Annotated in this window: 10 protein-coding genes and 1 pseudogene; 9 read left to right on the top strand and 2 right to left on the bottom strand. The window is 68.5% G+C overall.

Annotation, left to right across the window (positions count from 1 at the left end):
- Positions 1 to 328 precede the first annotated feature (328 nt).
- On the bottom strand, positions 329 to 628 hold the full coding sequence (locus ACWDS7_RS25195; protein WP_451931270.1) for a helix-turn-helix domain-containing protein: 300 nt from the start codon (positions 626 to 628) through the stop codon (positions 329 to 331).
- On the bottom strand, positions 625 to 981 hold the full coding sequence (locus ACWDS7_RS25190; protein ID WP_451931269.1) for a type II toxin-antitoxin system RelE/ParE family toxin: 357 nt from the start codon (positions 979 to 981) through the stop codon (positions 625 to 627). The genes ACWDS7_RS25195 and ACWDS7_RS25190 overlap by 4 nt, the downstream gene beginning before the upstream one ends.
- A 96-nt stretch (positions 982 to 1,077) precedes the next feature.
- Between ACWDS7_RS25190 and metH the strand changes: the two are divergent.
- From metH to ACWDS7_RS25145, 9 genes and pseudogenes are all read left to right on the top strand, one after another.
- Positions 1,078 to 3,579: pseudogene (metH, locus tag ACWDS7_RS25185) on the top strand (methionine synthase); the annotation flags it as partial.
- 21 nt (positions 3,580 to 3,600) lie between these two features.
- Positions 3,601 to 4,251 carry an HAD family hydrolase gene (locus ACWDS7_RS25180; protein ID WP_306869052.1) on the top strand — a complete coding sequence of 217 codons (651 nt, stop codon included), beginning with the start codon at positions 3,601 to 3,603 and terminating at the stop codon, positions 4,249 to 4,251.
- 333 nt (positions 4,252 to 4,584) lie between these two features.
- Complete coding sequence (locus ACWDS7_RS25175) at positions 4,585 to 5,097, top strand: cellulose synthase (protein ID WP_451931268.1); 513 nt, start codon at positions 4,585 to 4,587, stop codon at positions 5,095 to 5,097.
- Positions 5,098 to 5,362: 265 nt separating this feature from the next.
- Positions 5,363 to 6,373: an ABC transporter permease gene (locus tag ACWDS7_RS25170; RefSeq protein ID WP_306869057.1), complete on the top strand. Its 1,011-nt coding sequence runs from the start codon at positions 5,363 to 5,365 to the stop codon at positions 6,371 to 6,373.
- A 59-nt stretch (positions 6,374 to 6,432) separates the two neighbouring features.
- Entirely contained in the window at positions 6,433 to 8,211 is a 1,779-nt protein-coding gene (locus tag ACWDS7_RS25165) for an ABC transporter substrate-binding protein (protein ID WP_306869060.1), read from the top strand.
- An 81-nt stretch (positions 8,212 to 8,292) separates the two neighbouring features.
- The gene (locus ACWDS7_RS25160) at positions 8,293 to 9,306 is read left to right on the top strand and encodes an ABC transporter permease (RefSeq protein WP_306869063.1); all 1,014 of its coding nucleotides are present in this window, start codon (positions 8,293 to 8,295) and stop codon (positions 9,304 to 9,306) included.
- A complete protein-coding gene (locus ACWDS7_RS25155; RefSeq protein ID WP_306869066.1) occupies positions 9,303 to 10,343 on the top strand; it encodes an ABC transporter ATP-binding protein in 1,041 nt (346 codons plus the stop codon). The genes ACWDS7_RS25160 and ACWDS7_RS25155 overlap by 4 nt, the downstream gene beginning before the upstream one ends.
- Entirely contained in the window at positions 10,340 to 11,389 is a 1,050-nt protein-coding gene (locus ACWDS7_RS25150) for an ABC transporter ATP-binding protein (protein ID WP_451931267.1), read from the top strand. The genes ACWDS7_RS25155 and ACWDS7_RS25150 overlap by 4 nt, the downstream gene beginning before the upstream one ends.
- A 259-nt stretch (positions 11,390 to 11,648) precedes the next feature.
- The gene (locus tag ACWDS7_RS25145) at positions 11,649 to 13,328 is read left to right on the top strand and encodes an ABC transporter substrate-binding protein (protein WP_451931266.1); all 1,680 of its coding nucleotides are present in this window, start codon (positions 11,649 to 11,651) and stop codon (positions 13,326 to 13,328) included.
- Position 13,329 lies beyond the last annotated feature (1 nt).

Raw genomic sequence — 13,329 nt, 5'->3', positions numbered from 1 at the left:
CCAAATCGAGCGGCCAAACGACTCTCAGCGCGAAGAACGGCCATGAATCGCGCAGCAGCCCTTAGAAGGTCGACCTGAATCAGTTCCCAGCTCGACAAAGGAGCAACGGCGAAGCCTCGCAGACGGACATGACTCACGACCAGGAAGTCAGAGGCGAGCCCCACAAGCGGGTACGGGCTCCCCGGAAGCCGGGCGCGAGCCGTATCGGTGAAGTCGGCGCCGTTCCTCGGACGGGTCACCTACCTTGACGTTGGTGCCACCGACCCCACAGTGTCCGGCAGGGCTCTCGACAGCGTGACGGTGGTTTTCGGGCGTATTGGATCTCAGCTCAAGCAGCGGGAGCCCGGGGCGTCAGACGGACCTCGACATCCGCGTCCAAGGCGCGCGCCAGGCGTTCCAGAACCGGCAATGTGGGGATGGTCCCGCCTGCCTCGAAACGAGCCACCGCGGACTGGGTCATGCCGGCCTCCCGGGCCAGGTCACTCTGGCTCCACCCCCGCCCCTCGCGCATCGTCCGAACCGTTCTGCCCAGCTCGTAGGCAATACGCGCAGCCTCATACGCCTCAGCTGCACCCGGCTCGGCCATCCGGCGATCCCTGAGCTCCCGCCAGCTTCCCTGTTCGCTCATACCGCTTCTTCTTCCTCGTCAACGGCGTGCGCCAACTCGATGCAGCGACGCATGGCCCGCCGAGCCCGATCGATCTCCCGATCGTCACGTACCCGCGTCTTGTGGAACACGGTCAGGAGCACGATCCGGCGACCGGGCGCGATCCAATACGTGATGCGCATCGCGAGCTCGTCGAGATGGAACCGGAGTTCGCGCAGCTTGCCGTCCAGCTGCTTGGTGTAGGGCTCCCCCAGCAGAGGCCCCTCTGCCGCAAGAAGATCGACATAAAAGGCCACCCTTGCGAACAGCGCCGAAGGCAGGTCTTCAAGCCACTTGCGAACTTCTGGTTCCAGCTCCACGGTACCCCAGCTCATAGCATCGATGCTATGAGCTGGGGTACTGCCACAGCTTACTTTCACGCAAACACGTTGAGTAATGGGCGCGACCTCCGGCTCCCGCCACAGCGACGCACCGCCTCGCTCTACCAGCACGTGCCCTTCCGCCAGGACACCTCCTACCTGGCGATCGGCGAGCGGACCAACGCCAACGGCTCCAAGGCCTTCCGCGAGGCGATGCTCGCCGAGAACTGGGAGGAGTGCGTCGAGATCGCCCGCTCCCAGGCCCGCGACGGCGCGCACATGCTCGACCTCTGCGTCGACTACGTGGGCCGCGACGGCGTCAAGGACATGAAGGAGCTGGCCTTCCGCTTCGCCACCGCCTCCACGCTGCCGATCGTGCTCGACTCCACCGAGCCCGCGGTCCTGGAGGCCGGCCTGGAGATGATCGGCGGCCGGGCGATCATCAACTCGGTCAACTACGAGGACGGCGACGGCCCCGACTCGCGCTTCACCAAGATCATGAAGCTGGTCCGGGCGCACGGCGCGGCCGTCATGGCGCTGACCATCGACGAGGAGGGCCAGGCCCGCACCGCCGAGTGGAAGGTCAGGGTCGCCACCCGCATCATCGAGGACCTGACGGCCAACTGGGGCATGAACGTCGAGGACATCCTCATCGACACCCTCACCTTCCCCATCGCCACCGGCCAGGAGGAGACCCGCCGCGACGGCGTGGAGACGATCGAGGCCATCCGCGAGCTCAAGCGGCGCTACCCGGGCGTGCAGACCGTGCTCGGCCTGTCCAACATCTCCTTCGGCCTCAACCCGGCCGCGCGCATCGTCCTCAACAGCGTCTTCCTCAACGAGTGCGTCAACGCGGGCCTCGACTCGGCCATCGTGCACGCCTCCAAGATCCTGCCGATGGCGCGCATCCCCGACGAGCAGCGCCAGGTGGCCCTGGACATGGTCTACGACCGCCGCCGGGAGGGCTACGACCCGCTGCAGCGGTTCATGGAGCTGTTCGAGGGCGTGGACGCCGCCTCGGTCAAGGCCGACCGGGCCGCCGAGCTGCTCGGCCTGCCGCTGTGGGAGCGGCTCAAGCGCCGCATCGTCGACGGCGAGCGCAAGGGCCTGGAGGCCGACCTCGACGAGGCGCTGGCCCGGCGGCCGGCCCTGGAGATCGTCAACGACGTGCTCCTCGACGGCATGAAGACCGTCGGCGAGCTGTTCGGCTCCGGGCAGATGCAGCTGCCGTTCGTGCTCCAGTCCGCCGAGGTCATGAAGACCTCCGTGGCCTACCTGGAGCCGCACATGGACCGGGTCGAGGGGGAGACCAAGGGCCGCATCGTGCTGGCGACCGTCAAGGGCGACGTGCACGACATCGGCAAGAACCTGGTCGACATCATCCTGTCCAACAACGGCTACGAGGTCGTCAACCTCGGCATCAAGCAGCCGGTGTCGACGATCCTGGAGGCGGCCGAGGAGAAGAACGCCGACGTCATCGGCATGTCCGGGCTGCTGGTGAAGTCCACGGTCATCATGAAGGAGAACCTCGAGGAGATGAACTCCCGGGGCATCTCCCAGCGCTTCCCCGTCCTGCTCGGCGGCGCCGCCCTGACCCGCGCCTACGTGGAGCAGGACCTCGCCGAGCTGTTCCAGGGCGACGTCCGCTACGCCCGCGACGCCTTCGAGGGGCTGCGCCTGATGGACGCCTTCATGGCCGTGAAGCGCGGCGAGGCCGGCGCGAGCCTGCCGCCGCTGCGCGAGCGGCGGGTCAGGACCGGCGCGACGCTGGTGCGGACCCCGGAGGCGGAGCTGCCCGCCCGCTCCGACGTGGCCGCCGACAATCCCGTCCCGAAGGCCCCCTTCCTGGGGGAGCGGATCGTCAAGGGCATCCCGCTGGCCGACTACGCCGCGTTCCTGGACGAGCGGGCGACGTTCATGGGCCAGTGGGGCCTCAAGGCCGCGCGCGGCGGCGACGGGCCCTCCTACGAGGAGCTCGTCGAGACCGAGGGCCGGCCGCGCCTGCGGATGTGGCTGGAGCGGATGCAGACCGAGGGCCTGCTGGAGGCGGCCGTCGCCTACGGCTACTTCCCGTGCGTCAGCGACGGCGACTCGCTGATCATCCTCGACGACGCGGGCAACGAGCGGACCAGGTTCACCTTCCCGCGCCAGCGCCGTGACCGTCACCTGTGCCTGTCGGACTTCTTCCGGTCCAAGGACTCCGGCGAGGTCGACGTGGTCGCCTTCCAGGTGGCCACCATGGGCAACCGGGTCTCCGAGGCCGCCGCCGAGCTGTTCGCCAAGGACGCCTACCGCGACTATCTCGAACTGCACGGCCTGTCGGTGCAGCTCACCGAGGCGCTCGCGGAGTACTGGCACGCGCGGGTCCGCAGCGAGCTGGAGATCGGCGGTGACGAGTCGCTGGAGGACATGCTGAAGGTCAACGTCACCGGCTGCCGCTACTCCTTCGGCTACCCTGCCTGCCCCAACCTGGAGGACCAGGTCCAGCTCATGGAGCTGCTCGACCCCTCCCGGATCGGGGTGAACCTGTCGGAGGAGTTCCAGCTCCACCCCGAGCAGTCGACGTCCGCACTGGTCGTCCACCACCCCGAGGCCAACTACTTCAACGTCTGACCGTAAGGGGTTCTCCGGGGTATGGACGCGGTTCTCTTCGACATGGACGGGCTCCTCGTCGACAGCGAGAAGATCTGGTTCCAGGTCGAGACCGAGGTGATGGAACGGCTCGGCGGCGGCTGGGGGCCCGCCGACCAGGAGCACCTGGTGGGCGGCTCGATGCCGTCCGCCGTGGCCTACATGCTCAGGGTCTCCGGGGCGAGCGCCCACCCGGAGGAGGTGGCGACCTGGATGCTGGAGGGCATGACCGGCAGGCTCGCCGACGGCGTGGAGCTGATGCCCGGCGCCGCCGAGCTGCTGGCGGCCGTACGGGGGGCGGGCCTGCGCACCGCCCTGGTCACCTCCTCGGTGCGGCCGATCGCCGAGGCGTGCCTGAAGGGCATCGGCAGGGACAACTTCGACCACGTGGTGACCGGCGACGACGTCGCGCGGACCAAGCCCGATCCGGAGCCCTACCTGACGGCGGCCCGGCTGCTGGGCGTGGCCGCGGCCCGCTGCGTCGCGCTGGAGGACTCCCCGAACGGGGTGACCTCGGCCACCGCCGCGGGCTGCCGGGTGGTGGCGGTGCCGAGCGTGCTGCCGATCCCGTCCGCGCCCGGCCGCCTCGTCGTCGACTCCCTGCGCGAGATCGACGTCGACGTCCTGCGGGAGCTGTCGGCCCGGGAACCCTGACCGGGCGCCGGGGCGGTGCCCGGTGCCGCTCCACGGCGAGGCTGTGGGGCGCCGGGGTGGTGCCCGGGAGTGGCTCGGCGGCGAGGTTGTGAGGCGGTCCGGGCATGGCTCGGCGGCGAGGTTGTGAGGCGGCGCCCGGCGTCGTTCCGTGGCCGGGCGCCGGGGGTATTCAGGGCCGGGTGCCCACGCTCCCTCCGGGGCCGGGCGCCCGGGGTCCCCTAGGGGACGGTCCCGCCGGGTCCTAAGGGATGATCCCTCCCCAAGGAGGAGGGACCGTCCCGGCGGGGCGTGCCAGGATGGAACCGGTAAGCCGATACGAGGGGGCGGTCCACTATGTCGTTCGACCAGATCGCGTGGTTGCCGCTCTGCGCCGGGGTGACCGGGGTGGGGCTGGTGCTGAGTTTCCTGTCGATGCGCCGCCGGGGGGTCGTGGCGGGGTTGCGCGGCGTGGCCTGGTCGCTGCTGCCGCTGGCGGCCTATCTGACCGGTGCGCTGCCCACCCTGTGGCAGATCGGCACGGCGGTCGTCGGATTCTTCGCCGGAGCGGTGTTCAGCCCCATGGTGTGGGCCGGGGTGGCCGTGACCGGACTCTCCCTGGTGCTGTTCCTGGTCACCGGCGTGCTGCGGGGCCGCCGTACGGCCGCCTCCGCCGCGCCCGCGGCCCCCGCGGCGGCGCCTCCCGCCGCGCCGGGCAGGCCCGTGACGGCCGGACAGGCCGCCACGCAGCCGCTCCCCAAGCGCCCGGCCGCGCCCGCCGGCAAGCAGTCCGAGCCTGCCCGCAAGCCGGCCGCGGACGATGACTTCTCCGACATCGAGGCGATTCTCAAGCGCCGTGGGATCGGGTGACGCTCAGTCACCTTCCAGTGCAATGTCACAAATCCGAGACAGAAGCGGGACGGCTTGCGGACATTCGCCTGAAGATCAAAACAAATGAATTGCACGTGAATCACAGTTGAGCCACATAGCGCCCCAGGGGACTAGTCAGCGCAGATCAGCCCATAGATTCTGCGTCACGAGACCGTGAAACGGACTCGTAGACTCAGGACGCGGGCCCCCGACCCGGGGGGCGCGTCCATCGGACAACGTCGTCTGGGATCCAGGGGGCCACTGTATGACCGCACCGCTTGACGTCTCCGGGCAGGCCATGGAGGCCCAGCCGGAGGCCGTGCTTCAAGGGGCGGGCGGAAAGGCCATCGAAGGCCGTTCGCTCGGCCAGATCGCCTGGATGCGCCTCAAACGCGACAAGGCAGCGATTATCGGCGCTTTCGTCGTGGTCTTCCTGACGCTGGTGGCGATCTTCGCCGAGCGTCCCTTCGGCGGCCTGATCGCGCTGTTCGGCGACCTGCCGAACATCCCGAACAACGACCTCATCGACCCGCTGACCAGCGCTCCGACCGCGGCCGCGGGCGGCATCAGCCTGGAGCACCCGTTCGGCCTCGAGCCGGTCAACGGCCGCGACATCTTCGCCCGGATCCTGTCCGGCGCGCAGATCTCGCTGCTGGTGGCCTTCCTCGCCACGCTGGTCTCGGTGGTGCTCGGCTCGCTGCTGGGCGTGCTCGCGGGATACTTCGGCGGCTGGACCGACACCGTCATCAGCCGCCTGATGGACATCTTCCTGGCCTTCCCGCTGCTGCTGTTCGCGATCGCCATCGTCGGCGCCGTCCCCGACCAGGCGCTCGGCCTGGAGGGCAACGGCCTGCGGATCGCGGTGATCGTGTTCATCATCGGCTTCTTCAACTGGCCCTACATCGCGCGCATCGTGCGTGGTCAGACCCTGTCGCTGCGCGAGCGCGAGTTCGTGGACGCGGCGCGCTCCCTGGGGGCGGGCAGCCGCTACATCATCTTCCGCGAGATGTTCCCGAACCTCATCGCGCCGATCCTCGTCTACGCCACGCTGCTCATCCCCACGAACATCCTGTTCGAGGCCGCGCTGTCGTTCCTGGGCGTGGGCGTGGCCGAGCCGCAGGCGTCCTGGGGCGGCATGCTGACCCGCGCGGTGGACTACTACCAGATAGCCCCGCACTTCATGATCGTCCCGGGCCTCGCGATCTTCATCACCGTGATGGCCTTCAACCTGCTGGGCGACGGGCTCCGGGACGCCCTCGACCCTCGAGCCCGGTAGCGGCAACGCTTCCGCTCCTCTATATCACCGTCACTCATGACAAGGGGTGTACAACCACGATGAGGAAGACCAACGCTCTGGCGCTCGCCGCGCTGGGCACTGCGCTGACCATGGGTCTGGCCGCCTGCGGCGGCACGGCCGGTGGCGGTGGCAACACGAGCTCCGGGGACAAGGGCGCCGGTGCCGCCGGATCGGGCGCCAAGCACAACGACGGCTACACCAAGGTCGTCAACGCCTCCGACGCCAAGGGCGGCACGCTCAAGTTCGCCCTGTCGGACGAGCCCGACTCTATGGACCCGGGTAACACCTACTACGCGTGGAACTGGAACTTCTCGCGTCTGTACTCCCGTCCGCTGATGACCTACGCCGCCGCGCCGGGCGAGGCGGGCCTCAAGCTCGTCCCGGACCTGGCCGAGGGCCCCGGTGTGCCGAGCGAAGACGGCAAGACCTGGACCTACAAGATCAAGAAGGGCATCAAGTACGACGACGGCACCGAGGTCAAGGCCGCGGACGTCAAGTACGCCATCGCCCGCAGCAACTTCACCTCCGAGCTCACCGACGGCCCGAAGTACTTCGCCCAGTACCTCGACGCCGGTGACTACAAGGGTCCCTACAAGGACAAGAACCTCGACGACTTCAAGGGTGTCGAGACGCCGGACGACTACACCGTCGTCTTCAAGCTCAAGGACCCGTTCGCCGAGTTCGACTTCCTGACGGCCAACCCGCAGTCCGCGCCGGTGCCGCAGGCCAAGGACACCGGTCTCGACTACGAGAAGACCGTGGCCTCCACCGGTCCCTACAAGATCGAGAGCCACGAGGTCGGCAAGCAGTTCAACCTCGTGAAGAACGAGAACTGGGACCCGGCCACCGACACCACCCGCAAGCAGCTGCCGGACCGCATCGAGGTGCAGTTCAAGCAGAACGCCGAGGACATCGACCAGCGTCTGCTCGCCGGGCAGATCCAGGTCGACCTGGCCGGCACCGGTGTCCAGACCGCGGCCCGCGCCAAGATCGTCGCCGACCCCAAGCTGAAGGACTCGACGGACAACCCGTTCACGCCCTTCAACCGCTACGCGATGATGTCGACGGCCGTCAAGCCGTTCGACAACATCGACTGCCGCAAGGCCGTCCAGTACGCCACCGACAAGGTCGCCACCCAGGCGCCGTGGGGTGGCCCGCTCGGCGGTGAGATCGGCACCACCGCGATGACCCCGACCACGGTCGGCTACAAGCAGTTCGACCTCTACCCCAACGGCGCCGACCACAAGGGCGACCTGGCCAAGGCCAAGGAGCACCTGGCGGCCTGCGGCCAGCCGAACGGCTTCACGGCCAACATCGCGGTCCGCGGTGACCGGACCAAGGAGGTCCAGGTCGCCGAGGCCCTGCAGGCTTCGCTCGACCGGGTCGGCATCAAGGCCACGATCAAGAAGTACCCCTCGGGTGACTGGAGCGCGCAGTACGCCGGCAAGCCGGAGTTCGTGCACAAGAACAACCTGGGCATCATGATCGCGGGCTGGGGCGCCGACTGGCCGTCCGGCTTCGGCTTCCTGTCGCAGATCGTCGACGGCCGCTTCATCAAGGCCTCCGGCAACTACAACATGATGGAGCTCAACGACCAGTCGGTGAACGAGCTGCTCGACAAGGGCATCCAGACCACCGACACCGCGGCCCGCAACGAGATCTGGGCCGAGGTGGACAAGAAGGTCATGGAGTCGGCGGCGTTCATGTCGTTCGTCTACGAGAAGACCCTCATCTTCCGTCCCGCGAACCTGACCAACGTGTACGTGCACCCCGCCTACGGCATGTACGACTACACGTGGCTCGGCGTCAAGCAGTAGTCCTTCTCTAGCTAGCCAAAGGCAGGTGAAGGCCTGACGGCGCCCGGGAGCGATCCTCCCGGGCGCCCCGGCCGAACGATCGTGGTCGCTTTCATCGTCCGCCGCGTGATCGCGGCCGTGCTGATGCTCGTCATCGTCAGCGTGGCCACTTTCGCGATCTTCTTTCTCATCCCGCGTGCCCTGGGACAGACCCCTGAGGGCATGGCGTCGCGTTACGTCGGGCGGGATGCCACGCCCGAGGCGATCCAGGGCGCTGTCAAGAGACTCCACCTGGACGACCCGCTCATCGTGCAGTACGGCCGGTTCGCCCAGGGCATCGTCGTCGGCCAGGACTACTCGCTCGGTCCGAAGAAGGCCGAGTGCCCGGCGCCCTGCTTTGGCTTCTCCTTCAACAACAACCAGCCGGTCTGGCCGACGCTGCTCGACCGGCTCCCGGCGACCCTGTCGCTCGCCCTGGGCGCGGCCATCACCTGGCTCGCCGTCGGAGTCAGCATCGGCGTCGTCTCCGCGCTGAGACGCGGCACCGCGCTCGACCGCGCGGCCATGACGGTGGCGCTGGCCGGGGTGTCGTTGCCGATCTACTTCACCGGCCTGGTCTCGCTGTCGGTGTTCGCCTACACGCTCGGGATCTTCCCCGGCGGAGGCAGTTACATCGGGCTCACCGAGAATCCGATCATGTGGTTCCAGTCGCTCGTGCTCCCCTGGATCACCCTGGCCTTCCTCTACGCGGCCCTCTACGCCCGGCTCACCCGGGCGGGCATGCTGGAGACGATGGGCGAGGACTACATCCGCACCGCTCGCGCCAAGGGCCTCAAGGAGCGCACGGTGGTCACCAAGCACGCCCTGCGCGCCACGCTGACCCCGATCCTCACGATCTTCGGCCTCGACCTCGGCCTGCTGCTGGGCGGCGCGGTGCTCACCGAGAGCACCTTCTCCATCCCCGGCATCGGTAAGCTGGTCATCGACGCGATCCGGGGCAACGACCTGCCCATCGTGCTGGGTGTGACCCTGTTCGCCGCCTTCTTCATCGTCCTGGCCAACCTCATCGTGGACGTCCTGTACGCGGTGGTCGACCCGAGGGTGAGGCTGTCATGACGACTGCGCCCGACTCCTTCCTGGAGCTGCGCGACCTGCGCATCCACTTCCCGACCGAAGACGGCCTGGTCAAGTCCGTCGACGGCCTGTCCTTCAAGCTCGACCGGGGCAAGACCCTGGGCATCGTGGGCGAGTCGGGGTCCGGCAAGAGCGTGACCAGCCTCGGCATCCTGGGGCTGCACAAGGGCGGCCGGGCCAGGATCTCCGGTGAGATCTGGCTCGACGGCGAGGAGCTCGTCGGGGCGAGCGGCGACCACGTGCGCACGCTGCGCGGCAAGAAGATGGCGATGATCTTCCAGGATCCGCTGTCGTCGATGCACCCCTTCTACACCGTCGGCGCCCAGATCATCGAGGCGTACCGGATCCACCACAACGTCAGCAAGGCGGTCGCGCGCAAGCACGCGATCGACATGCTCGGCCGGGTGGGCATCCCGCAGCCCGACAAGCGCGTCGACAGCTACCCCCACGAGTTCTCCGGCGGCATGCGCCAGCGCGCCATGATCGCCATGGCGCTGTCGTGCGACCCCGAACTGCTGATCGCCGACGAGCCGACCACCGCCCTCGACGTGACGGTCCAGGCGCAGATCCTGGACCTGATGCTGGACCTGCAGCGCGAGTTCAACTCCGCGCTGATCATCATCACCCACGACCTCGGCGTGGTCGCCGAGCTGTCGGACGACATCCTGGTGATGTACGGCGGCAAGTGCATCGAGTACGGCTCCGCCGAGGACATCTTCTACCGGCCCGAGCACCCCTACACCTGGGGTCTGCTGGGGTCGATGCCCCGCCTGGACCGCGAGCCCACCGAGCGGCTGCTCCCGATCAAGGGCACCCCGCCCTCCCTGATCAACGTGCCGGCCGGGTGCGCCTTCAACCCCCGGTGCGCCTACGACGACCGCACCGGTGGCAAGGCCACCACCGAGGTGCCCGAGCTCCTGGAGACCGAGGGCGGTCACCTGGTCCGCTGCCACCTGCCGCGCGCGGAGCGGCGGGCCATCTGGGAAAACGAGATCAAGCCGATGATGGAGAGCACGTGACGGTTGATGACAAGGGCGCGGCTGTGACCGATCCCGAGGCGCTGCTGTCCGTCCAGGGGCTGCAGAAGCACTTCCCGGTGACCAAGGGCCTGCTCAAGCGTCAGATCGGCGCGGTGAAGGCCGTCGACGGCGTCAGCTTCGACGTCCGCAAGGGCGAGACGCTCGGCCTGGTGGGCGAGTCGGGCTGCGGCAAGAGCACCACCGGCCGCCTGATCACCCGCCTGCTGGAGCCCACCGGCGGCAAGGTCGTCTTCGAGGGCCACGACATCACGCACATGTCGCAGTCGGCCATCCGGCCGCTCCGCCGCGACATGCAGATGATCTTCCAGGACCCCTACTCGTCGCTCAACCCCCGCCACACGGTGGGCGCCATCGTCGGCGCGCCGTACCGGATCCAGGGCATCCAGACCGAGCAGGGCACCAAGAAGGCGGTCCAGGAGATCCTGGAGCTGGTCGGGCTCAACCCCGAGCACTACAACCGCTACCCGCACGAGTTCTCCGGCGGCCAGCGCCAGCGCATCGGCATCGCCCGCACGCTGGCCCTCAAGCCCAAGCTCATCATCGCCGACGAGCCGGTCTCCGCCCTGGACGTGTCGATCCAGGCCCAGGTGGTCAACCTCCTGGAGGACCTGCAGAACGAGCTCGACCTGACCTACGTCATCGTCGCGCACGACCTGTCGGTCATCCGGCACATCAGCGACCGGGTCGCGGTCATGTACCTGGGCAAGATCGTCGAGCTGGCCGACCGCAAGGCCCTGTACGAATCGCCCATGCACCCCTACACCAACGCCCTGATGTCGGCGGTGCCCGTCCCCGACCCGGCCCGGCGCAAGGACCGCGAGCGCATCCGGCTCCAGGGCGACGTGCCGAGCCCGCTCAACCCGCCGCCCGCCTGCCGCTTCCACACCCGGTGCTGGAAGGCCCAGGCGGTCTGCAAGACGGTGGAGCCGCCGCTGGTCGAGCTCGCCGCCGGCCACCAGGTGGCCTGCCACTTCCCGGAGAACGCGCCGGCGGCCCAGCAGACCGTGGAGGCCGCGACCGCCTGAACGGCCGGCCGCGCCGGTCCGGCCGGTGAACCGCGCGACCTGAGCGCCCGCTGAACGCCTCCGCCGTACGGCATGCCGTACGGCGGAGGCGTTCCGGCGTTTTGAAACGCTCCATTGCCGGTCTTGACCGGCGACTGTCACATTTGCGCCACAGCCTCTCGCCGGGGCTGGTCAGCCCCGGCCTCCCCGTGGATCCTGCGATCAAGGTAGGTCCGCATGACGGCCGCGACCCGGCCGCGAGACGGCGATGAGGTGCAGCATGCGACGAGACGGTGTGCCCCTGCGCGGTACGGCGGCGGTGATCGTGGGGACGGCCCTGGCCGTCTCCGCGGCGGCCTGTGGCGGTGGAGGCGGTGCGGAGCCGGGAGCCACCGCGACCGACGCGGCGAAGGGCTCGACCCTCATCTTCGCCTCGTCGGCCGATCCCAGCATCCTCGACCCGGCCTACCACAGTGACGGGGAGTCCTCCCGGGTGACCAACCAGATCTTCGAGACGCTGGTGGCGACCGAGAAGGGAGGCACCAGCGTCGTGCCCGGCCTGGCGGAGAGCTGGAAGGTCAGCAAGGACGCCAGAACCTACACCTTCACGCTCCGCAAGGGGGTCAGGTTCCACGACGGCGAGCCCTTCGACGCCGCGGCCGTGTGCGCCAACTTCGAGCGCTGGTACAACTTCACGGGGCTCTCGCAGTCCGACTCGGTCTCCTACTACTGGGTGACCGTCTTCCGGGGCTTCGCCAAGAACGAGTCCGACAGCCTCGGCAAGAGCCTGTACGGCGGGTGCGCGGCCAAGGGCGACGGCACCGTGGAGCTCAAGCTCACCGAGCCCTCCGCCGCGGTGCTGTCGGCGCTGACGCTGTCGTCCTTCAGCATCGCCAGCCCCAAGGCGCTGAAGGACTACAAGGCCGACGAGGTGAGCGGGACCGCCGAGTCGCCGCAGTTCACCGGGACCTTCGGCACCGAGCACCCGGTCGGCACCGGGCCGTTCAAGTTCGCCGGCTGGACCCGCGGCGACAAGCTGGAGCTGGTCCGCAACGACGACTACTGGGGCGAGAAGGCCAAGCTCAGCAAGATCATATTCCGTCCCATCGAGAAGGCCGCCGACCGGGCGCAGGCGCTGCGCGCGGGCTCGGTCCACGCCTTCGACTACGCCGACCCGGCGGACCTGGAGTCGCTCAAGAGCGCCGGGGTGCAGGTGATCGAGCGGGCCCCGTTCAACCTGGGCTACCTCGGGTTCAGCCAGCGGACCAAGATCATGCAGAACCAGAAGATCCGGCAGGCGATCGCCCACGCGATCAACCGCGAGAACGTGGTGAAGACCAAGTACGGCGCGGGGGCCAAGGTCCCCAACGCGTTCATGCCGGACAGCCTGTGGAGCTACACCGAGGACTTCACCCGATACGACTACAACGTGGACAAGGCCCGGCAGCTCATCGCCGAGTCCGGGGAGAAGAACCCGACGCTGGAGTTCTGCTACCCGAGCGGCGTCAGCCGCGCCTACATGGTCGACCCGGCCGGTAACTTCCAGCTGATGAAGGCCGACCTGGAGGCCGCCGGCTTCAAGGTCACCCCGAAGACCTCGCCGTGGAGCCCCGACTACCTGAACATCTCCCAGGCCGGCGACTGCCCGCTGTACATGCTCGGCTGGAACGGCGACTTCGGCGACCCCGACAACTTCCTCGGCACCCTGTTCCAGTCCTTCTCCAGCCAGTGGTCGTTCAGGAACGAGGCGATCTTCAAGGTGCTGGACGACGCCGAACGGGAGCCGGACCAGGCCAAGCGCGAGGAGCTGTACAAGCGGGCGAACGCGCTGATCGCCGAGTTCGTGCCGGGCGTGCCGTACGCGCAGAGCCCCTCGTTCTCGGCCGCGGCCAAGAACGTCCAGGGTTGGGTGCCGAGCCCGGTGCTCAACGACGTCTTCGCCGCGATCTCGCTGTCCTGAC

The sequence above is a fragment of the Streptosporangium sp. NPDC003464 genome, assembly GCF_053588315.1.
This window is presented reverse-complemented; position numbering and strand designations above follow the sequence as displayed.